At 60.9% G+C, this 26,293-nt stretch carries 27 protein-coding genes; 16 read left to right on the forward strand and 11 right to left on the reverse strand.

Annotated features, from left to right (window positions below; translation table 11 throughout):
• The first annotated feature begins 74 nt into the window (after positions 1-74).
• Both HGP12_RS23455 and HGP12_RS23460 read left to right on the forward strand, forming a co-directional pair.
• Positions 75-2,363, forward strand: a complete 2,289-nt coding sequence (locus HGP12_RS23455; RefSeq protein WP_168841215.1) for an NADP-dependent malic enzyme — start codon at positions 75-77, stop codon at positions 2,361-2,363.
• Positions 2,364-2,431: 68 nt separating this feature from the next.
• A complete protein-coding gene (locus HGP12_RS23460) occupies positions 2,432-3,841 on the forward strand; it encodes an adenylate/guanylate cyclase domain-containing protein (protein ID WP_168841216.1) in 1,410 nt (469 codons plus the stop codon).
• Positions 3,842-3,847: 6 nt separating this feature from the next.
• Here the strand turns inward: HGP12_RS23460 and HGP12_RS23465 are convergent, their stop codons facing one another.
• The 5 genes from HGP12_RS23465 to HGP12_RS23485 all read right to left on the reverse strand — a co-directional run bounded on the left by HGP12_RS23465 (position 3,848) and on the right by HGP12_RS23485 (position 9,793).
• Positions 3,848-4,726: a GNAT family N-acetyltransferase gene (locus HGP12_RS23465; protein WP_168841217.1), complete on the reverse strand. Its 879-nt coding sequence runs from the start codon at positions 4,724-4,726 to the stop codon at positions 3,848-3,850.
• A 207-nt stretch (positions 4,727-4,933) separates the two neighbouring features.
• Positions 4,934-7,246, reverse strand: a complete 2,313-nt coding sequence (locus HGP12_RS23470) for a hybrid sensor histidine kinase/response regulator (RefSeq protein WP_168841218.1) — start codon at positions 7,244-7,246, stop codon at positions 4,934-4,936.
• A gap of 55 nt (positions 7,247-7,301) precedes the next feature.
• A complete protein-coding gene (gene lspA, locus HGP12_RS23475; RefSeq protein WP_168841219.1) occupies positions 7,302-7,820 on the reverse strand; it encodes a signal peptidase II in 519 nt (172 codons plus the stop codon).
• A gap of 9 nt (positions 7,821-7,829) precedes the next feature.
• Complete coding sequence (locus HGP12_RS23480; RefSeq protein ID WP_168841220.1) at positions 7,830-8,681, reverse strand: TrmH family RNA methyltransferase; 852 nt, start codon at positions 8,679-8,681, stop codon at positions 7,830-7,832.
• Positions 8,678-9,793: a class I SAM-dependent methyltransferase gene (locus tag HGP12_RS23485; RefSeq protein WP_168841221.1), complete on the reverse strand. Its 1,116-nt coding sequence runs from the start codon at positions 9,791-9,793 to the stop codon at positions 8,678-8,680. The genes HGP12_RS23480 and HGP12_RS23485 overlap by 4 nt, the downstream gene beginning before the upstream one ends.
• 112 nt (positions 9,794-9,905) lie before the next feature.
• On the opposite strand from HGP12_RS23485, the gene HGP12_RS23490 reads away from it, so the two are divergent.
• Together HGP12_RS23490 and HGP12_RS23495 are read left to right on the forward strand one after the other, a co-directional pair.
• Positions 9,906-10,358 (forward strand): carbon monoxide dehydrogenase subunit G, encoded by a 453-nt coding sequence (locus HGP12_RS23490; RefSeq protein WP_168841222.1) that lies wholly within the window; start codon positions 9,906-9,908, stop codon positions 10,356-10,358.
• A 36-nt stretch (positions 10,359-10,394) separates the two neighbouring features.
• Complete coding sequence (locus HGP12_RS23495; RefSeq protein ID WP_168841223.1) at positions 10,395-10,853, forward strand: GNAT family N-acetyltransferase; 459 nt, start codon at positions 10,395-10,397, stop codon at positions 10,851-10,853.
• Here the strand turns inward: HGP12_RS23495 and HGP12_RS23500 are convergent.
• The 3 genes from HGP12_RS23500 to sppA all read right to left on the reverse strand — a co-directional run bounded on the left by HGP12_RS23500 (position 10,845) and on the right by sppA (position 12,647).
• Positions 10,845-11,177: a LapA family protein gene (locus HGP12_RS23500; RefSeq protein ID WP_168841224.1), complete on the reverse strand. Its 333-nt coding sequence runs from the start codon at positions 11,175-11,177 to the stop codon at positions 10,845-10,847. The genes HGP12_RS23495 and HGP12_RS23500 overlap by 9 nt on opposite strands.
• A 181-nt stretch (positions 11,178-11,358) precedes the next feature.
• Positions 11,359-11,664 (reverse strand): integration host factor subunit beta, encoded by a 306-nt coding sequence (locus HGP12_RS23505; protein ID WP_168841225.1) that lies wholly within the window; start codon positions 11,662-11,664, stop codon positions 11,359-11,361.
• A 26-nt stretch (positions 11,665-11,690) separates the two neighbouring features.
• Complete coding sequence (sppA, locus tag HGP12_RS23510) at positions 11,691-12,647, reverse strand: signal peptide peptidase SppA (RefSeq protein WP_168841226.1); 957 nt, start codon at positions 12,645-12,647, stop codon at positions 11,691-11,693.
• A gap of 322 nt (positions 12,648-12,969) precedes the next feature.
• Here sppA and lptC point away from each other — a divergent pair, with 322 nt between their 5' ends.
• The 6 genes from lptC to ptsN all read left to right on the forward strand — a co-directional run bounded on the left by lptC (position 12,970) and on the right by ptsN (position 18,265).
• A complete protein-coding gene (gene lptC / locus HGP12_RS23515; RefSeq protein WP_168841227.1) occupies positions 12,970-13,656 on the forward strand; it encodes an LPS export ABC transporter periplasmic protein LptC in 687 nt (228 codons plus the stop codon).
• Positions 13,653-14,306: an LptA/OstA family protein gene (locus tag HGP12_RS23520; protein ID WP_168841228.1), complete on the forward strand. Its 654-nt coding sequence runs from the start codon at positions 13,653-13,655 to the stop codon at positions 14,304-14,306. Before lptC ends, HGP12_RS23520 begins: the two co-directional genes overlap by 4 nt.
• A gap of 37 nt (positions 14,307-14,343) precedes the next feature.
• Positions 14,344-15,132 (forward strand): LPS export ABC transporter ATP-binding protein, encoded by a 789-nt coding sequence (lptB, locus tag HGP12_RS23525; protein WP_205926615.1) that lies wholly within the window; start codon positions 14,344-14,346, stop codon positions 15,130-15,132.
• Between the two features lie 195 nt (positions 15,133-15,327).
• Entirely contained in the window at positions 15,328-16,887 is a 1,560-nt protein-coding gene (gene rpoN / locus HGP12_RS23530; RefSeq protein ID WP_168841229.1) for an RNA polymerase factor sigma-54, read from the forward strand.
• Between the two features lie 249 nt (positions 16,888-17,136).
• The gene (gene hpf / locus HGP12_RS23535; protein ID WP_168841230.1) at positions 17,137-17,712 is read left to right on the forward strand and encodes a ribosome hibernation-promoting factor, HPF/YfiA family; all 576 of its coding nucleotides are present in this window, start codon (positions 17,137-17,139) and stop codon (positions 17,710-17,712) included.
• An 88-nt stretch (positions 17,713-17,800) separates the two neighbouring features.
• Entirely contained in the window at positions 17,801-18,265 is a 465-nt protein-coding gene (ptsN, locus tag HGP12_RS23540) for a PTS IIA-like nitrogen regulatory protein PtsN (protein ID WP_113348039.1), read from the forward strand.
• 90 nt (positions 18,266-18,355) lie between these two features.
• Here ptsN and grpE read toward each other — a convergent pair whose 3' ends face one another.
• Complete coding sequence (grpE, locus tag HGP12_RS23545) at positions 18,356-18,997, reverse strand: nucleotide exchange factor GrpE (protein ID WP_168841231.1); 642 nt, start codon at positions 18,995-18,997, stop codon at positions 18,356-18,358.
• Positions 18,998-19,212: 215 nt separating this feature from the next.
• Here grpE and HGP12_RS23550 point away from each other — a divergent pair, with 215 nt between their 5' ends.
• Positions 19,213-19,647 (forward strand): GFA family protein, encoded by a 435-nt coding sequence (locus HGP12_RS23550; RefSeq protein WP_168841232.1) that lies wholly within the window; start codon positions 19,213-19,215, stop codon positions 19,645-19,647.
• Positions 19,648-19,670: 23 nt separating this feature from the next.
• Here HGP12_RS23550 and hrcA read toward each other — a convergent pair whose 3' ends face one another.
• Complete coding sequence (gene hrcA, locus HGP12_RS23555) at positions 19,671-20,759, reverse strand: heat-inducible transcriptional repressor HrcA (protein ID WP_168841233.1); 1,089 nt, start codon at positions 20,757-20,759, stop codon at positions 19,671-19,673.
• Positions 20,760-20,930: 171 nt separating this feature from the next.
• On the opposite strand from hrcA, the gene rph reads away from it, so the two are divergent.
• From rph to hemW, 4 genes are all read left to right on the forward strand, one after another.
• Positions 20,931-21,647 carry a ribonuclease PH gene (gene rph, locus HGP12_RS23560; protein ID WP_168841234.1) on the forward strand — a complete coding sequence of 239 codons (717 nt, stop codon included), beginning with the start codon at positions 20,931-20,933 and terminating at the stop codon, positions 21,645-21,647.
• 209 nt (positions 21,648-21,856) lie between these two features.
• Positions 21,857-22,273 carry a VOC family protein gene (locus HGP12_RS23565; protein WP_205926600.1) on the forward strand — a complete coding sequence of 139 codons (417 nt, stop codon included), beginning with the start codon at positions 21,857-21,859 and terminating at the stop codon, positions 22,271-22,273.
• Between the two features lie 11 nt (positions 22,274-22,284).
• The gene (gene rdgB, locus HGP12_RS23570) at positions 22,285-22,929 is read left to right on the forward strand and encodes an RdgB/HAM1 family non-canonical purine NTP pyrophosphatase (RefSeq protein WP_168879632.1); all 645 of its coding nucleotides are present in this window, start codon (positions 22,285-22,287) and stop codon (positions 22,927-22,929) included.
• A 36-nt stretch (positions 22,930-22,965) separates the two neighbouring features.
• Positions 22,966-24,141, forward strand: a complete 1,176-nt coding sequence (gene hemW / locus HGP12_RS23575) for a radical SAM family heme chaperone HemW (RefSeq protein ID WP_168841438.1) — start codon at positions 22,966-22,968, stop codon at positions 24,139-24,141.
• Between the two features lie 56 nt (positions 24,142-24,197).
• Here the strand turns inward: hemW and HGP12_RS23580 are convergent, their stop codons facing one another.
• On the reverse strand, positions 24,198-25,121 hold the full coding sequence (locus HGP12_RS23580; protein WP_168841236.1) for a DMT family transporter: 924 nt from the start codon (positions 25,119-25,121) through the stop codon (positions 24,198-24,200).
• A 156-nt stretch (positions 25,122-25,277) separates the two neighbouring features.
• Here HGP12_RS23580 and gcvA point away from each other — a divergent pair, with 156 nt between their 5' ends.
• The gene (gcvA, locus tag HGP12_RS23585) at positions 25,278-26,174 is read left to right on the forward strand and encodes a transcriptional regulator GcvA (RefSeq protein ID WP_205926601.1); all 897 of its coding nucleotides are present in this window, start codon (positions 25,278-25,280) and stop codon (positions 26,172-26,174) included.
• Positions 26,175-26,293 lie beyond the last annotated feature (119 nt).

The raw sequence follows: 26,293 nt of genomic DNA on the forward strand, positions 1-26,293 counted from the left end.
TCCGCGCGCCGCTATAGAAGACAACAGCTATCGGGCAAGAGGGACCGGTCGCCCACAGGAGGTTTGGAGGAACAATGGCTGACAGCAAGAGCAAGTCGCGTCCGGGGACGGGGATCACCGATCAGGAAGCACTCGATTTCCACAGGAACGGCCGCCCCGGCAAGCTTGAGATCAACCCGACCAAGCCGATGGCGACCCAGCGCGATCTTTCCCTTGCCTATTCGCCCGGAGTGGCCGTTCCCGTGAAGGCGATCGCCGCCGATCCGGCCACCGCCTACGACTATACCTCGCGCGGCAACATGGTCGCCGTCATCTCGAACGGTACGGCCATTCTCGGCCTCGGCAATCTCGGGGCTCTGGCCTCCAAGCCGGTCATGGAAGGCAAGGCGGTTCTCTTCAAGCGCTTCGCCGACGTCGATTCGATCGACCTTGAAATCGACACGGAGAATGTCGACGAGTTCATCAATTGCGTGCGCTATCTCGGCCCCTCTTTCGGCGGCATCAATCTCGAGGACATCAAGGCGCCGGACTGCTTCATCATCGAGCAGCGGCTGCGCGAGCTCATGGACATCCCGGTATTCCATGACGACCAGCATGGCACCGCCATCATCGCCGCCGCCGGGCTGATCAACGCGCTTGAGCTGACCGGGCGAGACCTGAAGAACACCAAGCTCGTCTGCAACGGCGCCGGCGCTGCAGCCATCGCCTGCATCGAGCTGATCAAGGCCATGGGCTTCAACCCGGAAAACATCGTCCTTTGCGATACGAAGGGCGTGATCTATCAGGGCCGCAGCGAAGGCATGAATCAGTGGAAGTCGGCCCATGCCGTCAAGACCGACAAGCGCACGCTGGCTGAAGCGATGGCGGGTGCCGACGTGGTTCTCGGCCTTTCGCAGAAGGATGCCTTTTCCGAAGACATGATCCGCTCCCTGGCGGACAGACCGATCATCTTCGCCATGGCCAATCCCGATCCGGAAATCACGCCGGAGGAAGTCGCCCGCATCCGCGACGACGCCATCATGGCGACCGGACGCTCGGACTATCCGAACCAGGTCAACAACGTCCTCGGCTTTCCCTATATCTTCCGCGGAGCGCTCGACGTGCGTGCCACCACCATCAATGACGAGATGAAGATCGCCGCCGTCAACGCGTTGGCAAGCCTTGCGCGAGAAGACGTGCCTGATGATGTGGTCGCCGCCTATCAGGGCGCAAGGCCGCGCTTCGGCGCGCAATACATCATCCCCGTGCCGTTCGATCCGCGTCTGATCTCGGCAATTCCGGTGGCCGTCGCCAAGGCGGCGATCGAAAGCGGCGTCGCCCGCCGCGAAATATCGGATATGGCGGCCTATGCGCGCGAACTCTCGGCCCGGCGCGATCCGATCGCCTCGACGCTCGCTCAGCTCTACGAGCGTGTCCGCCGGTATCAGAAGCGCATCGTCTTTGCCGAGGCGGAAGAAGAACAGGTCATGCGTGCCGCCCTTTCCTATGCCAATCAGGGGCTCGGCACCGCAATCCTGCTCGGCCGCGAGGATCTGATCGAGGCCACCGCCGAGCGCGCTGGCATCGATCTCAATCGCCCCGGCCTTGAAATCGTCAACGCGCGTATTTCCAAGCGTGGCGATTCCTATATCGACTATCTCTATGCCCGGCTGCAGCGCCAGGGCTACCTGCATCGCGATGTGACGCGCCTGATCCACAACGACCGCAATCACTTCGCCGCCTGCATGGTGGCGCTGGGCGACGCCGACGGCATGGTAACCGGCGTGACGCGCAACTATTCGACGGCGCTCGGCGACGTGCGCCGCTGCATCGACGCCAAGCCGGGGCACCGGGTGATCGGCATATCGATCGTGCTCGCCCGCGGCCGCACCGTCTTCGTCGCCGATACCGCGGTGCACGATATGCCGACGGCCGTGGAGCTCGCCGATATCGCCGAGGAAGCAGCCGGCTTTGCCCGTCGCATGGGCTATGAGCCGCGTGTCGCCATGCTCGCCTATTCCACCTTCGGCCATCCCTCGGGCGAGCGCTCCGAGCGGGTGCGCGAAGCTGTCAGCATCCTCGATCATCGCCATGTGAACTTCGAATTCGACGGCGAAATGTCCGCCGACGTGGCGCTGGACCGCAAGATCATGGAGAGCCTCTATCCCTTCTCGCGGCTTTCCGGGCCGGCAAATGTGCTCGTCATGCCCGCGTTCCATTCGGCGGCGATCTCCACCAAGATGCTGCAGGAACTCGGCGGCTCCACGGTGATCGGGCCGTTGCTCGTCGGCCTCGACAAGCCGGTGCAGATCACTTCCATGGGTGCCAAGGATTCCGACATCGTCAACATGGCTGCAATCGCAGCCTATGGCGCGGGCACGTGACTTTTGCCACTGGTGGGGCAGCCGAACAAAGATGATGGCTGCCCTCTGAAATAGGTGTAGAATAGGGGATGACTGAAGCTCAGCCCCTATTCGAAGTGCTGCGCCATTCAGCGCGGCCGGATATCGTCGACGCAATCGAGCGGATGGTCCTTGAGGCGCCCGACCGCAAGCTCAACCGCATGAATGCGCTCGCCTTTGCCGGTGAACATGGCTTCGACGAAGAACAAACCATCAGTGCCTTTCTCCATGCCGCGCGCCTTGGCCTGTTCGAGATGTCCTGGAATGTGCTGTGTCCCGGATGCGGCGGCGTGCTGGATGCCAATACATCGCTGAAGTCGGTCCAGAGCGAAACCTACAGCTGTACCTTGTGCGCAGCCGGCTACGAGCCGACGCTCGACGAGATGGTCGAAGTCACCTTCACCGTCAGCCCGCGCTTGCGCCACATCGGCGCCCACAATCCGCATGATTTGCCGCCTCATGAATATTTTCGCCAGATATACTGGAGTTCGGGCGTCGACCTTCCGGAGGACGGCTATGAGGAAAAGGTCGACGAATTCCTGTTGGAAGCCCTGGAGCTGCCGGCGGGGGAAAAGGCTGTCGTATCGCTGCAGCTGCCAGCCGAATTCGTCATTATTTTTGAACCGGTTACCCATAGCGCGCAGTTCCTCGACATAAAGGGCGAACCAACCAGGGAGCGGCAGAGCATATCGCTCGTCTTCGATCGCATGCATCGGCACCACGACACGATCGGGCTTCGACCCGGCCCGCTGCGCATCGTCATAGAAAACCATACGGAGGTCCGCACCCTGCCGTCGGTGTGCATCGCCAACGACGCACTTCACACGCTGCTCGGCCAACGCCGGCCATTCCTGACCGCCAAGCGGCTGCTCTCCAACCAGACCTTCCGGGACATATACCGGACTGACACGATCGACATCAACCAGCGGCTGAAAATCGCGAGCCTCACCTTTCTCTTCACCGATCTGCGCGGTTCGACGGAGCTCTATGAGAGGGTCGGCGATCTGGCGGCCTTCGATCTGGTCAAGACACATTTCAGCATCCTGCACGAAATCGTGGGCGCGGAGGCCGGTGCGGTCGTCAAGACCATCGGCGACGCGGTCATGGCCACTTTCCCGACGCCAGACCGGGCGCTCGCCGCGGCGATGCGGATGCGCGAGGCCATGTCCAGCCTCAACAGGGAACGCGGCAACGACGACCTCCTTCTGAAGATCGGCATCCACGAGGGACCGTGCATTGCGGTCAGCCTGAACGAGCGGCAGGATTATTTCGGACAAACGGTCAATATCGCCTCGCGCGTGCAGCATCTGGCGACGTCGAGCGAGATATTTGCCACGGGTGCGGTGCTGGAGAATGCCCGCGCCGCCGAATTGCTGACAATGCGAGGCGTAAAGCCGCAATCGCATCATGTCGCGCTTCGCGGCATCACGGATGCGATCGATATCTTTGCTATCCCTTAATACCTATCAGCTCGCGAAGCGGCCGGCGTCCGCGCCGTAGTAATTCACGTAGCGATCCGAGATGCTGGCGATCGGCAGGACGATCAGCACGTCGGTTGTATTGAAGGCCTGATCGACCACCGCGTTCGAACCGACCATCGCGCCGAGGCGCAGATAACCCTTGATCAGCGGCGGCAGCGCCATCAGCGCCTTCTTTGGATTGACGGCTTCGACCGGCATCAAGTCCATGTTGCGGGCAAGCGACGGCAAAGCGCCGACAGTCCATTCGTCCTTGGCGACAACATTGTGATAAAGGAAGGACAAAGCCAGCGCATGCTGCTCAGGAAGGACGCCCGGGAAAGAGGCGCAACCGATCATCGCGCCCATGCCATGCTTCAGCGCATAGGCCCAATTGCCCTGCCACAGCAGCTCGACCGTGCGCTTGTTGCGATATGCCGGCAGTACGCAGGAGCGGCCGAGCTCCATGAAGCGTTTGTCCGCATGGCGCGCAAGCAGCGCGTCGATGTCGAATTCCGAAGAGGAATAGAAGCCGCCATTGGCCATGGCTACTTCCTGGCGCAGCAGGCGATAGGTGCCTACGATCTGATCTTCCGAATCGCCCTCGATCGAACGGTCCAACACCAGAAGGTGGTCGCAAATGGCGTCCCAGCTGTCGACGTCGCGCTGACGACGCATGGCGTCGGCCGGCAGTTGCGCGTTCATCTCCTCGACGAAAACGCGATAGCGGACGGCCTGAGCGGCATCGATTTCACGCGCCGTGCGGGCAAGGCGCGTTTCTAAATTTCCGATGCGTCCGAGCACATCGCTGGCAACCGGTTCAACCGTTGCCTTTGAAGACTGAACCATTTCGCCCTGAGCTTCGCGATTCAAGATTTCGATGGACATGGCGATTCTCCCCCTGCGGGCCGATATAGCGCCATAAACCAAATTCGTGCGACAGGAAAGTGACACGCAGCATTCCTAAAAGCAAGAAGTGTGCCCATTTCAATTTTGGAATGGAGGCACCGTCCCCAACTTAGCAACGGCAATTGCCTTAGGTTGAGCCATATTGCCGGCCGCTGTCGAGCATTGATGAGCCGGCTTTCGTAAGCTTTATCCGAAGACGCGCGATGATGTCTGGGCGCGCTCGAAAACCGACCTCGACAAGCCCTGCAGCGTTGCCGACAGCTTTTCAGGATCGACCGGCTTGACGATCACGGCATCGGCCCCGGCCAGCAAAGCCTGACGGCGGACCGAATCGCGGCTGTCCGCGGTCAATACGACGATCGGAAGCGGCGGCAAACCGTGCCGACGCTCGTAGGCCCGCAATTGCGCGAGCACGGCGGCACCCGAGCCGCCGGGCATATTGAGATCGGTCACCAACACCTCCGGCCGCGCCTCGACGTTTTCGACGCGAACGCGAAGGCCGTCGAAATCCTCGACGAGGCGAACCCTGTGGCCTGCCTTGGAGAGCATGGCCCGCACCAGCATCGCATTGACCGGATCATCCTCGCCAAGCAGGATATCCAGCGTGCGATCTTCCGCCTCCGGTGTCGTTATGCCGATCTCGGAGACCGCTTCGATAAAGGCATCGCGCTTTTCCATGCCCCGCATGCGGCCCCTCAGCACATCGATCAGCGACTGCTCGCGCAGCGGCCGGATGAGCCAGGCATCGAAGAGATCGAGCGGATGGGTGTTGCGCTCCTCCGGATTGACCAGGAAGATCTTGCGCAGGCCTGGCACGGCAATCGCAGTTCCCTCACTGAAGTACCAGGGCGCCATGCGGTGGTCGACAACGAGATCCGTCCATATCCCCTCCTCGCCCATCGGAAACGAGCGAAGGAGATCGTCCATGTCGCCGGCGTCGATCAGCCTGCAATGGCCGCCAAGGGTCCGGATGGTTTGCGTGATTGCCTCGCTTGCGGCCCCTTCGGGTGCCAGCAGCAGCACGCGCGATCCCTTGAGCATGATGTCGCGCCACTCATGTCCGCTCTCCCCGGCATCCAGGCCGACCGGAAAGGAAATGATGAACTCGCTGCCCTTGCCGCGCTCGCTGGCGACGCTGAGCCTGCCGCCGAATTCGCGCAGGATGCGGGCGGAAATGGCCAGGCCCAGGCCGGTGCCGGCGCTTTTTTCCACGATCGTGCCGGCCTGTTCGAACTCGCCGAAGACACGCGCCTGTTCTTCCTCGGTCATGCCGGGGCCGCTATCCCGCACCGATATCGTCAAATCCTGTTCCCGGAGATCGACACGGACAAGCACGCCACCGGCCTGGGTGAACTTCACGGCGTTGCCGATGACGTTGAACAGGATCTGGCGCAGACGGGCCGGATCGAATTCCATGCTCTCGGGGACCTTGGCCGCAACGCTCGCAGCGATTTCGATGCCCTTTTCATGGGCTCGATGGGCGAGCATCTCGATGACGCCTTCCAGCAGCGGGCGCAAAGCCTCCTTGCGCGGATGCAACTGGAAGCGGCCGACCTCGATCGTGGAGAAATCAAGCAGGTCTTCGACCAATTGCACCAGCGCATGACCCGATTGGCGAATGCCCGTCAGGTAATTTGCCTGTTCCAAGTTCAACGGCGTCTGGGCAAGCAGATGGTTCATGCCGAGAATGCCCGACAGCGGCGTGCGGATCTCATGGCTGACGGTGGCCAGAAGCCGAGACTTGGCCGCGCTGTTATATTCGGCCTTCAGCCGCGCATCCTCGCGCAGGCGGGCGATCTGCCGCTCTTCCGTCACGTCGCGCGCGATGCTCTGTATGCACAATTGCCCGGTCGTCGGGTCGCGAAACATGACATCGTGCCAAGCAAAGATGCGTCGGCCCTCGGGTGTGGCGATTTCCGCGTCCTGATGTTTTGCGTCGGTGACGGCACGGAATACGAGGCCGGCCTCTTCCAGCGTCAAGCCTTCCGGATGCGGCTTGCCGGTCAGTTTGCGGAAGGTGGCGTTGGCGTGCAGAATCCGGCGATCGATGCTGCGCGTGACTGCGATGTCGCCAAGCGCATCGTGGACGGTGGCAAGCAGGCTGGTGCTTTCCCTGTGTTCCCAAAGACGGTCGTGTTCGCTTTCGCTGAAATCGGCTGCGACAATTGCAGGCTTTTGCGATGCAGTGCGGGCATTGAAAATGCCAACGGCGGCAAGGACAAGGGCAACAAGGCCAAGAACGCCTGCGAGCGTCAGCGGACCGCCGGCAAAGCCGATCGCAAGAAGAGCGGCGCCGGTCACGAGACCACCGCCATTCAGCCAATGGCCTTCCAGCCACCATGCCTTTGCCGGCGATGGCGGCTGGCGGAGTGCATCCTGCGATGGCTCGATCGGTTTCGCAGGCGACAGCTCGCTCTCGGCCGGTCCTTCGATCGGTCCCGCATGGCCGCGGATTTCGGCTGCGGCAAGCTTTTCCCGCAGATTTGCCAGAGTGCTCATGCAATCTGGCTAACACATGCAACCTTCCCGATGCCTTCAGGGATTCGCTAGAATTTTAGGTTTTCGGCTTTTTCGGCATCAAAAGCTCATCGAGAATGACGCAGCCCGCCCCGACGGTGATGAAACTGTCGGCGAGATTGAACACCGCAAAAGACCATGTCTGCGTGTGGAAGAGGATATAGTCGATCACATGGCCATAGAGAAAGCGGTCGATCAGATTGCCGAGCGCCCCGGCAATGATCAGGGCAAAGCCCAAATGGGCAAGCCAGCGATGATCGGGCGTGCGCCACCAGAGCCACAGCACGAAGGCGACGATGACGAGCCGCATACCGACGATGAACCAGCCGTCCATGCCTGAGAGCATGGAGAACGCGACGCCGAGATTGTAGGTGCGGTAGAGCGCCAGCATCGGAATGACCGGCACCATCTCCTGCAGCGGCAGCCAGTGATCGACCATGATCTTGATGGCCTGGTCGAGGACGACCGCAACCACGATGAAGATCAGGATGGGCAGGGGCCGTGAAAACAGGGCCGGCTTCGCGGTCGACTGTCCGTGGGTCTCGCTTTCGGTCATCGGGTCTCGCTAGTTAAGTGTCAGGATATGGCGGCGGGCCTCGAACAGCATGACCGCCGTCGCAACCGCCAGATTGAGGCTGTCGGCGCGGCCGGCCTGCGGGATGCGGGCAAGCGCATCGGCCTCTTTCGCCAGGGCATCCGGCAGGCCGGACTGCTCGTTGCCCATCAGGATGACGACGGGCTTCTTCTTGTAATCGATGGTACGATAGTCCACCGCGCCAGCCAGATGGGTGGCAACAACGGAAACCTCAGCCTTCTTTTTCCAGGCCAGGAAATCTTCCGGTGTCGCCTTGACGACAGGAACGGCGAAGACCGAGCCCATGGTGGCGCGTACGGTTTCCAGCGAAAAGGGATCGGTCGTCTCACCGACGAGGATGACGCCGGAAGCGCCGGCCGCATCGGCGGTGCGGATGATCGTGCCGAGATTGCCGGGATCGCGGACGCGGTCGAGCGCTACCCAGGTTTCGCCGGCCTTCGGCTTGACGTCCCGAAGCTGCTGCCAGCGCTGCTCGAAGACGCCGACTACCATCTGCGGATTGTCGCGGCGGGTGATCGAGCCGATGACCTTTTCGCTGACCTCCAGCACCAGCCCGCCGGCCGCGACCGTCTTGGCGGCCACCTGTTCGACGAGAGGCTTGCCCTTGGCGGCCTTGGCATAGACCAGCGTGCGGATCGTCCAGCCGAGCTCGAGCGCGTCGATGACGAGCTTCAGGCCCTCGGCCAGGAACGCGCCGCTTTCCTCGCGGGACTTCTTGACCGTCAGCGCCTTGATATCCTTGACGATCGGATTGGCAAGCGAGGTAACCTCCTTGACCTGTCCGACCTTGCGCGGGCCGTCGTTACGGAAATCCTGGTTCATTTCGGCACCCAGCGGCTGAAGAGAGAGGTGGAAAGCGCCCGGCCCGGCGTGCGCCCGTCAGGGCCTGCCTCGCGAATGACGAGCTCGCCGGATTCGACGGCACCGCCGGCGCCGCGCATCGTTTCGCGCATCAGCTCGTGGATCGAATAGAAGCTGGCGCGGATGGAATAGGCCGTCAGCACGAGGCCGAGCGCCTTCGGCGACAGGATCTCGCGGCAGACATCGAGCATCAGCGGCAAATGCTCGAACAGATGCCAGACCTCGCCATTCGGGCCGCGGCCGAACTTGGGCGGGTCGGTCAAGATGATGTCGTATTTGCTGCCGCGCCGCTCCTCGCGCAGGATGAATTTCATCGCATCCTCGCAGATCCAGCGGATCGGCAGCTTTTCCATGCGGCCCAAGGCCTGGTTTTCACGCGCCCAGCCGATCGCCTTCTTCGAGGCGTCGACGTGGGTCACTTCCGCGCCCGCCGCAGCCGCCACCAGCGACGCGACACCGGTATAACCGAAGAGATTCAGGACCTTGAGCGGCCGTTTCGCCGCCTCGACCTGTTCCTTCATCCAGGCCCAGTGCACGATCTGCTCCGGGAAGACGCCGACATGGCGGAAGGCGGTGAAGCGGCCGAGAAAATCGACGCCGAGCAATTGCAGCGGCCAGGTCTCGCCGAGCGCTTCGCGCTGGAAACGCCACCGGCCCATGCCGTCCTCATCCGTATCGCCGGTGAAGATGGCGTCGGCATTGTCCCAGACATGCGGGGCAAGCGACGGCGGCCACAGTGCCTGTGCTTCCGGCCGGACGATGCGGTAGGGACCGTACTGCTCGAGCTTCAGCCCATTGCCGCTGTCGATGAGGTGAAAATCCCCGGCACCCAGCGACTCGAGGATAACCGGCACACGTTCGGCCGGTCGCTCGCCGCTTCGCGTCATCAGCGGGCGCTCGGGCGCCACATCGCGCGGCTCTGTCACCCGCTCGCCGTGATCGCGTGAAGGCTTGGCTGGCTTTGAAGCATGCGCGGGCTTTGCCGGCGGTTTGCCGGACATGTCGCGCCGGGGTCTTGCCCCAAGACCGCCGGCGGCCTTATGGCCGGGGCGGCTTTCCCTGTGTTTCACCATGCTTGTCTCAAAATTGATATGTTCGTGCAAATAGCATCTGACCGCCACTTGGCAAAGCGCTTTCCGATCTGCGATGATCCATGCACAAAATGTCACATTGGGAGGATTGCGCATGGACATGACCGGCGAGGAGCGGATCGCAGCACCCAGGGACGCGGTGTGGGCGGCGTTGAACGATCCGGAAATCCTCAAGCAATGTATTCCGGGCTGTCAAAGCCTGGAGAGGATTTCTCCGACGGAGCTGACAGCGACCGTGAAGCTGAAGATCGGCCCGGTTTCCGCCTCCTTCAATGGCGAGGTCAAGCTTTCCAACATCAATGCGCCGGAAAGCTACACGATATCGGGCGAGGGAAAGGGCGGCATCGCCGGTTTCGCCAAGGGCGGCGCCGACGTCGTCCTCAAGCAGGACGGCAACGAGACGATCCTGCAATATGAGGCGAAGGCGCAGGTCGGCGGCAAGATCGCCCAGCTCGGCTCACGACTGGTCGATTCCAGCGCCAAGAAGCTTGCTCAGCAATTTTTTGCCGATTTCACCGCTGCGATCAACGGTCAGGCCAACGCCTGATTGCCGTGGGCATATTTGGCGCCCATATAAACGATCATGACATCGAAATCCGAGACGTGGGCTGTCCGGCCGGCACGCGAACAAGACATGCAAACCCTCGCGGAGATCTATCTCCACGTCCGCCGCGGGACATTCCGATGGGTCGATCCCGGCCGCTTCAGCCTCGAGGATTTCGCCGTTCATACGAACGGCGAGCGCCTATTCGTCTGCGAAGACAAGGATGGCATGGTTGCAGGCTTTGCCGCTGTGTGGGAGCCGGACGACTTCATCCATATGCTCTATATCCTGCCGGCTTTCCAGGGACGCGGTGCCGGCAAGGCCCTGCTCACCGCCCTGCCGGATTGGCCAGCGCGCCGCTATCGGCTGAAGTGCCTGGTCAAAAACACGCACGCCATGACCTTCTATCGAAAAATCGGCTTCGAGATCATTGGCGACGGCGCGTCGCCCGAGGGCGACTATAAAGAGATGCGGCTTGACGGCAGCCCGTCATTTTGACGGAAGCTGGCCGGCGATTTCTTCCGCTCGCGTGCGATGCTTGTCGGCCTCTGCCTGCCAGCGTACCGCCTCCCGAGACTGGTTGCGGGCACGCTTGCGGTGTTTTCCCTGATTGAACCAGGTAACCGCTGCTCCGACGACCATGCCGAGGATCAGAGCGACAAACATCAGCACGAACAGAGGAGCATTCAGCGACAGAACCTGATCGTCTGGCCTGAACGGGTTGAGAGCCAGCGTCACGGTTTGCCTGTTGGCAACGCAGAATATTACGAGGATGATGCCGAGCGGCAGCAATATCAGCAGATTGACGATCTTTTTGGCCATTGCGCTGCTCCTTTATCCGCAGTCATGGATGCCCACACCCATGACGCCTCCAGCCGCAGAATAGAAAAGAGGCGGCTGAATTCAAGTGCCACCGCGTCGCGGCACAATCATGTCCAACGGCATTCCATCGCAAGATTTTCGGGCACGGCATTTTCGGGAGAGCTCGGCGCGATCGGGCCGATCAGTTGTCGTCTTCGTCGTCGCCGGCGCCCGGATTCAGGCGCTCGCGCAGCTCCTTGCCAGTCTTGAAGAAAGGGACCCATTTTTCCTCGACGAAAACCGTGTCGCCCGTGCGCGGGTTGCGACCGGAGCGCGAAGGCCGGTTCTTGACGGAAAAAGCGCCGAAGCCGCGAAGTTCAACCCGGTTTCCCGCGGCGAGCGCATCGGTGATCTCATCCAAGACGGCATTGACAATATTTTCGACGTCGCGGTGATAGAGATGCGGGTTGCGGGCGGCAACAATCTGCACCAGTTCCGACTTGATCACAGCTATCCCCTTAAATCATTGATTTATCAATTGGCTGCACCCTGCCAAACAGAAAGCAGGCCGTCAAGAAACAACTTATCGGTCATGATTTTCTGGAGACTCTCTCCTTTAATAAAATCATCATAACCGAGACGATTTAGCAACCAGGAAGCGGCACCCGGCCAAAAGAAGGACGAAGTTTTGTCTTCCGGCTTCCAATCGACGATCGGCAGGTCCTTCTTGACCTTGCGCGTCTCGAGATAGGCAAGAATTTCGTCTTCGCCGCCGAGCGTATCGATCAGCTTGTTCTGCAGCGCCTGCCGGCCGGTGAAGATGCTGCCGTCGGCAAGCTTCAATACGTCTTCACGCGGCAGCTTGCGACGATCCGCCACGAGGTCCACAAACCAGCCATAGCTGTCCATGACCATGCTGCGGATCATGCTCTTGGCCTCCTCGCTTGCCGGATGAAAGGGCGACGGCTCGGCTTTCAGCGGCGCCGACTTGATTTCGTCGAGAGAAACGCCGAGCTTGTCGAACAGATCCTTGAGTTGCGGATACTGGAAGATGACGCCGATCGACCCGGTGATCGAGGTATCGCCGGCAACGATATCGTCGCCGGCGGTCGCGATCATGTAGCCGGCCGAGGCGGCAACCGTGCGAATGTCCGATACGACGGGCTTCTTGGCGGCGACGGCGCGGATCGCCTTGAAGATGCGCTCGCCGCCATAGGTGGTCCCGCCGGTCGACGAAATCGAGACGATCAGCGCCTTGACCTGGTCATTGTCGCGGATCTTCTTCAGCCGTTCCAGGAGTTCCGGATCGTCCTGGATGAGCCCGGAAATCTTGACACGGGCTATTTGCGGACCGCGGCTGTCGGGGAGGTCTCCGGCAACGAAGCGATAGAGCGCGAAGCCGAGCCCAATAAGGAGCAAAACGGCAACAACGCGCCAAAAACCAACCTTGCGGCGCAATTGTCGCCGATCCGCGATTGCAGAACTGTCCATCACGCCTTATTTCTCCCTGCAACAAATCGAATGCACTGCCAACCGGATAATGACACCTTGAAACGGGCACAATCCTCAGAGAAAAGCGTTTCCCGTTCTCGATGTCGTCGGCGGGCGGCCGCTCTGCTGTTCATCAGATAGGACATTGCCCGACCTGATGAAACGGGCCAACGGGATATTTTTCTGCCGAAATTCGTCGGCTGCGGGAAAAAATCCATATTGGCAAGCCAGTGCAATAATGCGAAACGATCCGATGGGCTTTTTAGCGCAGCCTCGCATAGCGTGAATGCGGTTCCCGGATCAAAAAAGACGGACCTGTTGCATGCTCAATACGATCGAGACCCCCGGCGAGGCAATCCGCCCGGTGCCGGAACGGAATGTGTATAAGGACGCAATCTTCCACTCTGCGCGCGTGAAGCGGCTGAGGGTATTGCTGCCGCTTGCCGCCCTCATCGTCTCGCTCATCTTCATCACCGTCTCGTTGATCCGCGCTTATTTGCCGGCGGACATACAGATCGAGGGTGCCAGGATCGAGGACGGCAAGGTGGTCATGGAGCGTCCCGCCATCGCCGGCCGCAACAAGGACGGCATCAATTATTCCCTGCTCGCGGAGAAAGCGCTGCAGGATATCAAGAACCCGAACATGATCACGCTCAAGACCATCAAGGCATCCATGCCGGTCAATACCGACGTGATCGCCCACGTGACGGCCCAGAGCGCGGATTTCGATCGCCAGGCCGACACGCTGAAGCTGACGGAGCCCTTCGTCGTCCAGATGGACAATGGCCTGCGCGCGGAGTTCAAGACCGCGTTCCTCGATGTCAAGAAGGGCGACCTGTCCAGCCAGGATCAGGTTGCAATCCAGCGAGGCGGCATGTCGGTTGTTGCGCGTTCGCTCAAGATGACGGATAAGGGGAGCGTAATCGAATTCGACGGACAGGTTCAGATGCATATCGAACCGTCCGCACTCCACAATTCAGCTAGCGAACAGAAGCCGGGCGGTTCATGATAAAGTATTGGCCAAACTCAATTTTCAACTCCGGCCTGCGCAAAGCGGGCCTTCTTGGCGCTTTCAGCGCGCTCGCCTTCTTCGCAGCAGCAGAGGCAGGTGCGCAGTCGACGACCAGCTCCATGCCGGGCCTTGCCCTTTCCAGCGATCAGCCGATCCAGATCGAAAGCGACAAGCTGGAAATCCACGACCAGGAAAGCCAGGCCGTGTTCACCGGCAACGTCAAGGTCGTTCAGGGCACCACGACCATGCAGGCTGGCAAGATGACGGTCTTCTACAAGAAGAAGCAGCCGACAGATGCCAAGCAGGCTGACAATCCCGTCGCCAAGGTCGCCAAGGAGCAGAACCAGTCGCTGGTGTCAGGCGATGCCAACATCGACCATATTCTGGTCACCGACAAGGTTTACCTCGTTTCCGGCACGCAGACGGCAACGGCGGAGGACGGCTCCTTCGACATGGCCAACCAGCTTGCTATCCTCAAGGGCAAGAAAGTGGTTTTGACCGACGGCCCGAACGTTTTCACCGGCTGCCAGCTCACCGTGCACATGGCGACGGGCGAAGCACAGCTGGATTCCTGCGGAGGCCGCGTTCAGATCCAGCTCGATCCGAAGTCGCAGCAAGTGCAGCAGCAGCAACAAAAGAAAAATTGATACCGGCCCTCCCGTGACCACATCGACCACTTCCACTTTGCCCGGCGTGCCCGGGCCGTCTTCCGCGGCATCGGGCGCACCGGCCGCGGACAAAGCACGCTATAAGGGCACCCTGATAGCGCGCGGCCTCACCAAAACCTACGGTAGGCGGCGCGTCGTCAATGGCGTTTCGCTGGTGGTACGGCGCGGCGAAGCCGTTGGCCTGCTCGGGCCGAACGGCGCTGGCAAGACGACCTGTTTCTACATGATCACCGGTCTGGTGCCGGTCGATGAGGGTACGATCGAGATCGACGGCAACAATGTCACGTCGATGCCGATGTACCGCCGCGCGCGGCTCGGCGTTGGCTACCTGCCGCAGGAAGCTTCGATCTTTCGCGGCCTGACGGTGGAGCAAAACATCCGCGCCGTGCTCGAGGTCCATGAAAAGGACAAGACGAAGCGGGAGCGCAAGATCGACGAACTGCTGGAGGAATTCCACATTCGCAATCTGCGCACGGTGCCGGCGATCGCGCTTTCGGGCGGTGAGCGGCGGCGACTGGAAATTGCCCGCGCATTGGCGACCGATCCAACCTTCATGCTCCTCGACGAGCCTTTCGCCGGCGTCGACCCGATTTCGGTCGCCGACATCCAAAACCTGGTGCACCACCTGACGGCGCGCGGCATCGGCGTGTTGATCACTGACCACAATGTCCGCGAAACGCTCGGCCTGATAGACCGCGCCTATATCATCCATGCGGGTGAGGTGCTGACACACGGCAGGGCGAACGACATCGTCAGCAATCCTGAAGTACGCAAGCTTTATCTTGGTGATAATTTCAGCCTCTGATAGGCTGAAATTCAATTCCTTCACGCACTAATATTACCGGGCGCCGGCGCGCCCCGTAAATTTACTTTCGCTTCACAGTTCCACTTGACCAAATCCCATAAAAAAGCAATTTTTGGGCCAGTTGGAATTTCGCGAAGATTTTATTAATCGAAGACGCGGAATCCCGAGGAGTTCAAGGGGAGTCCCGCGTCCGCCATGGCATTATCGGCCAATCTTTTCCTGCGCCAAAGCCAGAGCCTGGTGATGACTCCGCAACTGATGCAATCCATTCAGTTGCTGCAGATGACCCATTTCGAGCTGAGCCAGTTCATCGCCCAGGAGGTCGAGAAAAATCCGCTGCTGGAATTTGCGTCAAATGACGAAGATCTGGGCAGCAACGGCGAACGCGAACCCAAGGACGATCCTTTCGAAGCCCAGGAAGAACCGCGCGGAGAAGATGGCTTCGAAGGCGGTGCCGGCGACCTTGCGAGCGACTGGTACGAAAACGACAATACAGGCAACGCCAAGCGGCTGAGCGACGAACTCGATACCAATTTCAACGATGTCTTTCCGGATGATGGCCCGCCGCAGCGCGCCGATGCGCCGGAGCTGCTGAGCCAGTGGAAATCCATGCCTGGTGGCGAGGCCGGCGAAAGCTACGACCTCGACGACTTCGTCGCCGGCCAGGTGTCGTTGCGCGATCATCTCAACGAACAGATCCCCTTTTCGCTGCCCGCCGTGGGCGACCGGCTGATCGCCCAGCATCTCGTCGACCAGCTTGACGACGCCGGCTACCTCCGCGCCGATCTCGGGGAAACGGCGGGGCGCTTCGGCGCTACCCCGAAAGATGTGGAGCGCGTGCTGGAGGCCCTGCAGCAACTCGATCCGCCCGGCGTCTTCGCCCGCTCTCTCAGCGAATGCCTGGCAATCCAGCTCCGGCAGAAGGATCGCTTCGACCCGGCGATGGAACGCCTCGTCCAGAACCTGGAACTGCTCGCGAGGCGCGATTTTGCTTCGATGAAACGGCTCTGCGGCGTCGATGAGGAAGACCTGCTCGACATGATGGCGGAAATCCGCCAGCTGAACCCCAAGCCCGGCAGCTGCTTCGAGACCGACATATCCGAGGCGATCATGCCCGATATCGTCGTGCGCTCTTCGGCCGACGGCAGCTGGCTGGTGGAGCTCAACCCCGATGCGCTGCCGCGCGTGCTGGTGAACCAATCCTACTTCGCCTGCGTTTCCAAGACCGGGCAGGATCACGCCTTCCTGTCGGAATGCCTGCAGAATGCCAACTGGCTGACCCGCAGCCTCGACCAGCGCGCCAAGACGATCATGAAGGTGGCAAGCGAGATCGTGCGGCAGCAGGACGCATTCCTCTTGCACGGCGTCGATCATCTGAGGCCGCTCAACCTGAAGACCGTAGCCGACGCCATCAAGATGCACGAGTCTACGGTCAGCCGCGTGACCTCTAACAAGTACATGCTGACGCCGCGCGGGCTGTTCGAGCTCAAATATTTCTTCACGGTTTCGATCAGCGCCGTCGAGGGCGGCGACAGCCATTCCGCCGAAGCCGTGCGCCACAAGATCCGCCTGATGATCACGAACGAGAGCCCGGATGCGGTGCTGTCCGACGACGATATCGTCGATACGCTGAAGAAGGGCGGGATAGAGCTTGCTCGCCGCACGGTTGCAAAGTACCGGGAGGCCATGAACATCCCCTCCTCCGTTCAACGACGCCGGGAGAAGCGGGCACTGGCCAAAGTTTCCGGTTTCTGACGACCGCCGACCGTCAACCACAGGATGCATATCTCCTAACAGTCCGTTAAGATGCAGTTGACTTTCGCATGCGGCGGGGCTAGAAGCCCGCCGCAATCGCTGCAGGACAGCAGACCATGAAACTTATCCCCACCATCCCAAAGGCGGTCGATATACGCAATTTGCCTTTGACTGCGTGAAGTGCTTGGATGAGCTTGAGGCTTGGCGTAAACTGGTACGCGCAATAACCACTACAAGAAGGGAAACTCCATGAGTGTGCGTGTCTCCGGTAAACATATGGAAATTGGTGACTCCTTCCGGCAGCGGATCGAGGACCAGATCGGTATGGCCGTGACCAAATACTTCGACGGGGGGTATTCGGGTCAGGTAACTGTACATAAGTCCAGTTCGCGCTTTGCGGCCGATTGCAAGCTTCATCTCGATAGCGGGGTCGTGCTGCATGCTGCCGGTGAAGCTATGGACCCGCAGCTTGCTTTCGATGCAGCGTCCGAGCGCATCGAGAAGCGCCTGCGCCGCTACAAACGCAAACTCAAGGACCATCAGGCCGGCAATCATGTCAACGGACAGGCGGAAGTCGCCTATACCGTCATGGATGGCGTTCCGGATGACGACGAGGAGATTGCTGCCGATTTCGCGCCGGCGATCGTCGCAGAGAGCACGAAGCAATTGAAGACCATGTCGGTGGCGACTGCCGTGATGGCACTCGACATGACCGACGAGCCGCTGCTGCTTTTCCGCAGCCCCGGCAACGAACACTTGAACATCGTCTACCGCCGACAGGACGGTAACATTGGCTGGATCGACGCCGCCAATATTAAAGGCTGAGAATAGAAGATAAGCGGCGGCTGCGCATCATCGCAGCTGGCCGCCGCTTGCCCGTCATCGGCTCTCGGCGACACGAAGGATAAAGAGAATGGCATTGGCAGATTTGCTACAGCAAGATGCGATCATCCCCGCCTTGAAGGCAAATTCCAAAAAACAACTGCTTCAGGAGCTGGCCGCCAAAGCCTCCAAGCTGACCGGATTGCCGGAGCGCGAAATTTTCGACGTTGTGCTGCAGCGCGAGCGCCTGGGCTCCACCGGAGTCGGCAACGGCATCGCCATTCCGCATGGCAAGCTTGCCAGCATCAAGTCCATCGCCGGCATTTTCGCGCGCCTTGAGGCGCCTGTCGATTTCGAGGCTCTGGACGACCAGCCCGTCGATCTCGTCTTTTTGCTGCTTGCGCCGGAAGGCGCAGGTGCAGACCACCTGAAGGCGTTGTCGCGCATTGCCCGCGTTCTGCGGGACCAGGATCTCGTCGCGAAGCTCCGCGCCACCGAATCCGCCTCAGCCATCTACGCCTTCCTCAACGAGGAGCAGGCGTCCAACGCCGCGTGACGCCCTGCGTCGCATCGGACCAAGGCCAAAATAAGAGCCGGATGATCTGACATCATCCGGCTCTTTTCATTTGCCAGTGCCTGAAAAGAATCAGGCGTCTTTTTCATCCAGCGGACTGTTGGCGCCCTGCTCGGCATTTTCCACGATCTTCGGGCCACCCTTGGCGACGCCGACCATGGCCGGGCGCAGAACGCGGTCGCCGATGGCGAAACCGGCCTGCACGACCTGAACGACGGTGTTGTTCGGTACCTCGGGATTGGGCACTTCGAACATTGCCTGGTGGAAATTGGGGTCGAACTTCTGCCCGACCGGCTCCAGCTGGCGCACGCCATGGCGCTCGAGAGCAGAGAGCATGGAACGCTCGGTCATCTCAACACCTTCGATCAGCGTCTGCAGGCCGGCATCACCGCCGGCGCGTGCTTCAGCCGGAATGGCATCCAGCGTACGGCGCAGATTGTCCGCCACCGAAAGCATGTCGCGGGCGAAGCTTGCCACGGAATAGGACTTTGCATCCTTTACATCGCGCTCGGTGCGGCGACGCAGGTTGTCCATCTCGGCAGCGAGGCGCAGATAGCGATCACGCAGTTCGCCGTTCTCGGCCTTCAGCAGCTCAACCGGATCCGGCTGAGACGGCTCGGCCGCATCAACGGCTTCGGCTGCGTCCTGCGCGAAATCCGCTGACGTGTCGGCCGCCGTGGCGTCAGGTCCGGTTTTTGTTGTTTCGTCGGTCATGACGGTCTCCGAATTGCTTGGTCTTTGGATGTGCCCGATATCGAGGTTTGGCCGGAAAAAATCAAGGCTTTGTCGAGAAGAACAGCCAATTCGCAGCTATGTGTCGACAGCAATGTGCTCCCCCGCCCCTGAATGCCGTTCGAGACATCGACTGTTCAGCCCTCCTCCCCGGTGGTATGTTGAAACGCAGCTGAGCACAGCGTGGGGTGAGATCAATGTCTAATGGCAAATCCCTTTCAGGCAAGTGTTTCTGTGGGGCAGTGGAAATTGCAGTCGACGGCGAGCCAATGGCAATGGGCTACTGTCATTGCGACTCCTGCCGCGAATGGTCGGCGGGACCGGTCAATGCCTTTTCGCTCTGGCCGCCGCAGGCCGTTCACGTCACCAGGGGTGCGGACAAGATCGGCAGCTACCAGAAAACCGAGAAGAGCGTGCGCAAGTGGTGCACGGTCTGCGGCGGTCATCTGCTGACCGAACATCCGCCGTGGGGCGTAACCGATGTCTACGCCGGCGTCCTGCCCGGCCTCGATTTCCAGCCGGCACTGCACGTCAATTATGAAACGACGGTGCTGCACCTGAGCGACGGGCTGCCGAAGCAGAAGGACGTTCCGGCTGAGATGGGCGGATCGGGAATGCTGCTTCCCGATTGAGCGCCGCCGTCAGATCCGTCTCGTCAAATCCCTGGCCGCGTCAGCCGCGAAATCAGTTGCGCCGTATAATCGACCATGGGCACGATGCGGGCATAGTTCAGCCGCGTCGGACCGATGACGCCGACCGCGCCGACGATACGATCGTCGTCGTCGCGATAGGGCGCAACGATCAGCGAGGAGCCGGACAGCGAAAAGAGCTTGTTTTCCGAGCCGATGAAGATGCGCACGCCCGGCCCGCTTTCGGCGAGGTTGAGGATCTCGATAAGGCTGTCCTTCTTTTCGAGGTCGTCGAAAAGAAGGCGCAGACGATCCAGATCCTCGACGCCGCCGATCTCGGCGAGCAGATTGGAATGCCCTCGCACGATGAGCTGCGTCGGCTTGCCATCGTCATCGCCACCGGACCAGACGGCAATGCCGCGCTCGACCAGCTGATGGGACAGGCTGTCCAGCTCCTGGCGCACGCTCTGCTTGAGGCTCTGCAATTGCCGCCGCAATTCCGGCAGCGTCTGGCCGGTCATATGCGCATTGAGGAAGTTGGCAGCTTCCGTCAGTTGCGATGACGTCGTGCCGGCCGGCAGTTCGATGATGCGGTTTTCGACCTGATCGTGATCGCCGACGAGCACGGCAAGCGCCTTGGTCGGTTCAAGCCGAATGAACTCCACATGCTTGAGCACCGGGTCGCTCTTGGCGGTGATCACTAGGCCGGCGCCGCGCGAAATGCCCGACAGCACCCGGCTTGCCTCCGACATCATCGATTCCATCGGCTGATCGCGATTGCTGCCGCGCACCTGCCGGTCGATGTTGGCCCGATCCTCGGCGGAGAGATCGCCGACCTGCATGAAGGCATCGACGAAGAAGCGCAGCCCCACCTGCGTCGGCAACCGGCCGGCGCTCACATGCGGCGAATAGATGAGCCCGAGCTCTTCCAGATCGCTCATGACATTGCGCACCGAGGCCGGCGACAGGGACATGGGCAACAGGCGAGACAGATTGCGCGAACCAAGGGGTTCGCCGTTTTCCAGATAGCCTTCGACGATGCGACGGAAGATTTCCTTGGAGCGTTCGTCCAGTGCGGCAATGACATCCGAGACCGATGATGTCGTGAATACCATTTCGCTGTCAAATCCATTCCGTTGAGCCTTATGCAAAATATAATCATTCAGTTAGCAATGGCAAAAGGGAAAATGCGACTGGGAATGCAGACGGGCGTCGCAACCTGCTTTTCCTTTGCAAAAGCGGCCTGTGGGTCGTAGAAGCGGTCAACGAACATTCAGGAGAGTGGAATGCGGCCTTCAGGCAGAAAAACCGACCAGATGCGTAAGGTGTCGTTCGAGCGCAATTTTTCCAAGCATGCGGAAGGCTCGTGCCTGGTCAAGTTCGGCGATACGCATGTGCTCTGCACGGCAAGCCTGGAAGACAAGACGCCGCCATGGCTGCGCAACAGCGGCAAGGGCTGGGTCACGGCCGAATACGGCATGCTGCCGCGCGCGACCGGCGAGCGCATGAAGCGCGAAGCCGCTGCCGGCAAGCAGGGCGGCCGCACGCAGGAAATCCAGCGCCTCATCGGCCGGTCGCTACGCGCCGTCGTCGATCTCAAGGAACTGGGCGAACGTCAGATCACCGTCGACTGCGACGTCATCCAGGCGGATGGCGGCACGCGCACGGCGTCGATCACCGGCGGCTGGATCGCGCTTTACGACTGCCTGAAGTGGATGGAAAGCCGCAACATGGTGAAGGTCGAGCGTGTGCTGAAGGATCACATCGCCGCCATCTCCTGCGGCATCTTCGCCGGTCAACCTGTCATCGACCTCGACTATCTCGAGGATTCCTCGGCCGAAACCGACGCCAATTTCGTCATGACGGGCAAGGGCGGCATCGTCGAGATCCAGGGAACCGCCGAGGGCGCGCCCTTCAGCGAAGAAGAATTCGCCACTCTGATGCATCTTGCCAAGACCGGCATCGCCGAACTGGTGGAGCTGCAGAAGCAGGCCATCGCCTGAGGATATCAACGAATGTGGAGCGTGCAGCTTGCCCTTCATCCGGCCCCTGAGTTTATCGAAGGGCGGCCACCTCCTTCCCGTCTCGGCGGCGAGAAGAGGCAAGACGCACCTTCCGTCACCTCTCTTCATCATGCGGGAATCGGAGGACGATCGAGATTGAGGTCGTCTCCCCGCCTGCGGGGAGAGGGTTAGGGTGAGGGGCTAATCGGTTGAGCAAGGCGATACTCGTAGGCATATTGGAAACCGCGCTTTACGCGGACGATCTCGATGCCGCCGAAGCTTTCTATGGCGGCATACTCGGACTGCAGAAGATTTCGCGTGGCGGCAATCGCCACGTTTTCTATCGCTGCGGGCCGGGCGTGCTGCTCATTTTCAATAGCGAAGAGACCGTCAAGCCGCATGAGCCGGGCGCCCTGCCCGTGCCGCCGCATGGCACCAAGGGGCACGGGCACGTTTGTTTCCGCCTCGACAACGACGAGATCGAAGCGATGACGCGAAAGCTGCAAGCGGCCGGTGTCGATATCGAAGCCGATTTCCACTGGCCGAATGGCGGCCGTTCGATCTATTTCCGCGATCCGGCCGGCAACAGCCTGGAATGCGCCGAACCCCGCATCTGGGGGCTATGACAGGACAGCACATGCGCAAGCTCGATACCAAGACCATCGTCGTCGCCAGCCACAATGCCGGCAAGATCCAGGAAATTCGCGATCTCATCGGCCCGCTCGGCTTTACCGCCAAATCCGCCGCCGATCTCAACTTCATCGAACCGGACGAGACAGGCACCACCTTCGAGGAAAATGCGACGATCAAGGCGCTTGCCTCCGCCAATGCTTCCGGTCTGCCGGCGCTCTCGGACGATTCCGGCCTGGTCATCGATGCACTCGGCGGCGATCCCGGCGTCTATACGGCCAACTGGGGGGAAAGGCCTGACGGCACGCGCGACTTCGCCATGGCGATGCAAAAAGTCGAGACCGCACTCGAGAAGGTCGGTGCCACATCGCCGGAGAGCCGTACGGCGCGTTTCGTCAGCGTACTTTGCCTTGCCTGGCCTGATGGGCATACCGAGCTTTTCCGCGGCGAAGTGGAAGGCAACGTCGTCTGGCCGCCGCGCGGCACGCAGGGCTTCGGCTACGATCCGATCTTCCAGCCGCAGGGATACGAGACCACATTCGGCGAGATGAGCAGCGACCAGAAACATGGCTGGAAGCATGGCGATCAGCATGCACTGTCGCATCGCGCCCGCGCTTTCAAGACCTTTGTCGAAACCTGCCTGGAGGCGTAAGCTAACCCCGTGGAAATCGTGGACACACAGGACCTGATGCGCGGGGCGCAATTACTGCCCGATACCGGTGAACCCGGTTTCGGCGTCTATGTGCATTGGCCCTTCTGCGCGGCCAAGTGTCCCTACTGCGATTTCAATAGCCATGTCCGCCACCAGCCTGTGGATCAGGAGCGCTTCGCGGCCGCCTTCCTGAAGGAAATGGCGACGATGCGGATGATCAGCGGCCCGAAGACGGTCACCAGCGTCTTCCTCGGCGGCGGCACGCCTTCGCTGATGAAGCCGGAAACCGTTGCCGCGATCCTGGAGGGCATCGCCAAGGCCTGGCACGTGCCCGATGGTATCGAGATCACCATGGAAGCCAATCCGTCGAGCGTCGAAGCGGAGCGCTTTCGCGGCTATCGCGCCGCCGGCGTCAATCGCGTGTCGATGGGCGTGCAGGCACTGAACGACCGCGACCTGAAATTCCTGGGCCGTCTGCACAATGTCGAGGATGCGCTGAAGGCGATCAAGTTGGCGCGCGAGATTTTTCCGCGCATGTCCTTCGATCTCATCTATGCCCGCCCGAACCAGACCGTCGAGGAATGGGAGCGCGAGCTGAAGGAGGCGATGTCCTACGCGGTCGATCACCTCTCACTCTATCAATTGACCATCGAAGAAGGGACGCCCTTCTATGGCCTCCACAAGGCCGGCAAATTGATCGTGCCGGACGGAGATCAATCGGCGCTGCTCTACGAGGCGACACAGGAGATCACCGAGCGCGAGGGCATGCCGGCCTACGAGGTCTCCAATCATGCCCGTCCGGGCGCCGAGAGCAGGCACAATCTCACCTATTGGCGCTATGGCGACTATGCCGGGATCGGTCCCGGCGCCCATGGCCGCTTGACCCGCGGACCACAGAAGCTGGCGACGGCGACCGAGCGCAAACCGGAGAGCTGGCTTGAGATGGTCGAGCGCGACGGCCACGGCATGATCGATCAGGAAATGCTTGGGTTCGACGAACAGGCCGACGAATTGCTGCTGATGGGCCTGCGGCTCAGGGAGGGCGTCGATCTCGCCCGCTGGCAGCAACTTTCCGGCCGCGATCCCGATCCGCAGCGCGAGGCGTTTTTACTGGAACACGGCTTCATCGAGCGGATCGGCAATTCCCGCCTGCGCTGCACACCGGCGGGAATGCTGGTTCTCGATTCGGTGGTCGCCGATCTCGCTTGCTAGTTACGTCCCTTTTGAATGAGTGGTCTCAACGCTTGCCGAGATCACCCCACCCGGCACTACGTGCCGACCCTCCTCCTCAAGGGGAGGGTAAGCAGGCGCCCATCGATTGCCGCAAGGCCGACCGCGATCAGTGCCATGCCGATGAAATGCTTCGGCTGCAGGCTCTCGCCGAGGACAAGCGCGCCGAGCAGGATGGCACTGACGGGAATGAGGAAAGTCACCAGCATCAGGTTGGTGGCGCCGGCGGCCGCGAGGATGCGGAAGAACAATACATAGGCGATGGCGGTCGACAGGAGCGCCAGGCCGGCGAGCGCCAGCCAGATTTCGGTCGATGGAATTGCGAGCGTCCAGGGGCGGTCGACAAAGAGCGCGATCGGCAGAAGCAATATGGCCGAGCCGGTGACCTGACCGGCGGCCGGAATGATGGGCGCCAGCCCCATGCGGCGGAAACGACGCCCGAATATGCCGGCCAGCGAGTAGCTGAAGGCGGCACCCAGCACGGCAAGCTGCGCCAGCACGTTAGAGCCTAGGCTTGCAAGCACCGAAGGGCCGATCATCAGGGCGACGCCGGCAAAGCCGACGATGACCCCGATCAGGCGATTGCCGGTCATCTTCTCATCCTCGGTCAGGAAATGGGCGACGACGACAGCAAAGAGCGGCGTGGTGGCATTGAGGATCGAGGCGAGGCCGCTGGCAATATGAGTCTGGCCCCAGACGATCAGCAGGAATGGGATGACATTGTTGAGGAAGCCCATGCCGAAGAAGGCGAGCCAAGTTTCACGGTCTCTCGGCATGGAATGTCCGGTTGCACGTACAATGACATGCAAGGCAATGGCGGCGAGCGCGACACGCGCGGCAACGATGGTAAAGGGCGGCAGTTCATGCACCAGAATGCCGTTGAACAGGAAGGAGCCGCCCCAAAGGATGGATAGGCCCACCAACATGCTCCATTCGACTGCGCCCATGGTTTTCTGCAGCATGAGATTATCTCCAGCATGTTCCAATTGAGTTTTACTTGTCGATTGATGGTCTCGACATGATTGCTAACCATCCGTATTATCGCAATAATACTCGCGGTATCGAGGCTTGAGCAAACGAGTCTTTCTCGGATCATGATTTAGCTGAACTCAATCATCATGGATCAATTGCCATCCCTTTCGGCGCTCCGCGCCTTCGAAGCGTCCGCCCGGCATCTCAGCATGACGCTGGCGGCGAACGAACTGCATGTGACGCCGGGAGCCGTCAGCCTGCAGATCCGCGATCTCGAAAGCGCACTCGGCGTGCGTCTTTTCGAGCGGCGGACGCGCAGCCTCGCATTGACGAGCGACGGCGCGGAATATTTCGCGACCATGCGCACAGCCTTCCGCCTCATTCGCGAGGCGACCGCGACGCTGACAATGCGCTCGAAGGATACGGTGCTGACCGTCACCTGTACCGCCGGCTTTGCCACGCACTGGCTGGTGCCGCGGCTGCGGCGGTTCGAGGAGGCGCACCCGGATATCGACCTGCGCATCAGCGCCTCGCACCGCATGATGGATTTCCAACGGGATGGAATAGATATCGCCATTCGTCACGGTCTCGGCGGGTATGAGGGACTGGCAAGCGAAAGGCTGCTGGATGACGAATATGTGCCGGTCTGTACGCCCGAGACGGCAGCGACGCTTGGTCCTTCTCCCACGGTCGACGATCTCGCAAATCTGACGCTGATCCACGATGTCTATCGGCGGGACTGGGAGCTCTGGCTGCAGGCCGCCGGTGCGACACGCGTCAATGCCATGCATGGACCGGTCTTTACCGACGGCGCGGGTGCCTATCACGCCATGAAGGCAGGCCTCGGCATTGCGCTGATGCGCCGGTCCTTCGTGGAGCAGGAACTGGCTGAAGGCACGCTCGTTGCGCCCTTCCCGATCGGACTTGCGAGCGCGCTTGCCTATCACCTCGTCTATCCCACCGGCGCACTGGAGCGGCCGGCGATTGCGGTCTTGCGATCCTGGCTGTTTTCGGAAGTGTCTCGCACGGCGCCGCCGGCGTGAAACGGCACACGCTTTCGCAGGACATAGAGCGGTTCAGCTTTTCACGGATCTCCTGAGCCGCTCTATTCCTTTGTTTTCCCGCGATTCCGGACGGAAAACCGCTGCGCACTTTTCCTGGA

The sequence above is a fragment of the Rhizobium sp. P28RR-XV genome (assembly GCF_012641385.1).
Taxonomy (GTDB): Bacteria; Pseudomonadota; Alphaproteobacteria; order Rhizobiales; family Rhizobiaceae; genus Rhizobium.

What these genes read in the sequence shown, in the direction of transcription:
- HGP12_RS23485 (WP_168841221.1), bottom strand. Translation starts at nt 9,793, where the DNA reads ATGGTGAAACACAGGGAAAGCCGCCCCGGCCATAAGGCCGCCGGCGGT.
- HGP12_RS23460 (WP_168841216.1), top strand. Translation starts at nt 2,432, where the DNA reads ATGACTGAAGCTCAGCCCCTATTCGAAGTGCTGCGCCATTCAGCGCGG.
- hrcA (WP_168841233.1), bottom strand. Translation starts at nt 20,759, where the DNA reads ATGGTATTCACGACATCATCGGTCTCGGATGTCATTGCCGCACTGGAC.
- HGP12_RS23455 (WP_168841215.1), top strand. Translation starts at nt 75, where the DNA reads ATGGCTGACAGCAAGAGCAAGTCGCGTCCGGGGACGGGGATCACCGAT.
- lptC (WP_168841227.1), top strand. Translation starts at nt 12,970, where the DNA reads ATGCTCAATACGATCGAGACCCCCGGCGAGGCAATCCGCCCGGTGCCG.
- grpE (WP_168841231.1), bottom strand. Translation starts at nt 18,997, where the DNA reads ATGACCGACGAAACAACAAAAACCGGACCTGACGCCACGGCGGCCGAC.
- HGP12_RS23550 (WP_168841232.1), top strand. Translation starts at nt 19,213, where the DNA reads ATGTCTAATGGCAAATCCCTTTCAGGCAAGTGTTTCTGTGGGGCAGTG.
- gcvA (WP_205926601.1), top strand. Translation starts at nt 25,278, where the DNA reads ATGGATCAATTGCCATCCCTTTCGGCGCTCCGCGCCTTCGAAGCGTCC.
- rph (WP_168841234.1), top strand. Translation starts at nt 20,931, where the DNA reads ATGCGGCCTTCAGGCAGAAAAACCGACCAGATGCGTAAGGTGTCGTTC.
- rdgB (WP_168879632.1), top strand. Translation starts at nt 22,285, where the DNA reads ATGCGCAAGCTCGATACCAAGACCATCGTCGTCGCCAGCCACAATGCC.
- sppA (WP_168841226.1), bottom strand. Translation starts at nt 12,647, where the DNA reads ATGGACAGTTCTGCAATCGCGGATCGGCGACAATTGCGCCGCAAGGTT.
- HGP12_RS23500 (WP_168841224.1), bottom strand. Translation starts at nt 11,177, where the DNA reads ATGGCCAAAAAGATCGTCAATCTGCTGATATTGCTGCCGCTCGGCATC.
- hpf (WP_168841230.1), top strand. Translation starts at nt 17,137, where the DNA reads ATGAGTGTGCGTGTCTCCGGTAAACATATGGAAATTGGTGACTCCTTC.
- HGP12_RS23495 (WP_168841223.1), top strand. Translation starts at nt 10,395, where the DNA reads ATGACATCGAAATCCGAGACGTGGGCTGTCCGGCCGGCACGCGAACAA.
- rpoN (WP_168841229.1), top strand. Translation starts at nt 15,328, where the DNA reads ATGGCATTATCGGCCAATCTTTTCCTGCGCCAAAGCCAGAGCCTGGTG.
- HGP12_RS23490 (WP_168841222.1), top strand. Translation starts at nt 9,906, where the DNA reads ATGGACATGACCGGCGAGGAGCGGATCGCAGCACCCAGGGACGCGGTG.
- lspA (WP_168841219.1), bottom strand. Translation starts at nt 7,820, where the DNA reads ATGACCGAAAGCGAGACCCACGGACAGTCGACCGCGAAGCCGGCCCTG.
- HGP12_RS23520 (WP_168841228.1), top strand. Translation starts at nt 13,653, where the DNA reads ATGATAAAGTATTGGCCAAACTCAATTTTCAACTCCGGCCTGCGCAAA.
- HGP12_RS23470 (WP_168841218.1), bottom strand. Translation starts at nt 7,246, where the DNA reads ATGAGCACTCTGGCAAATCTGCGGGAAAAGCTTGCCGCAGCCGAAATC.
- HGP12_RS23580 (WP_168841236.1), bottom strand. Translation starts at nt 25,121, where the DNA reads ATGCTGCAGAAAACCATGGGCGCAGTCGAATGGAGCATGTTGGTGGGC.
- HGP12_RS23465 (WP_168841217.1), bottom strand. Translation starts at nt 4,726, where the DNA reads ATGTCCATCGAAATCTTGAATCGCGAAGCTCAGGGCGAAATGGTTCAG.
- ptsN (WP_113348039.1), top strand. Translation starts at nt 17,801, where the DNA reads ATGGCATTGGCAGATTTGCTACAGCAAGATGCGATCATCCCCGCCTTG.
- hemW (WP_168841438.1), top strand. Translation starts at nt 22,966, where the DNA reads ATGCGCGGGGCGCAATTACTGCCCGATACCGGTGAACCCGGTTTCGGC.
- HGP12_RS23480 (WP_168841220.1), bottom strand. Translation starts at nt 8,681, where the DNA reads ATGAACCAGGATTTCCGTAACGACGGCCCGCGCAAGGTCGGACAGGTC.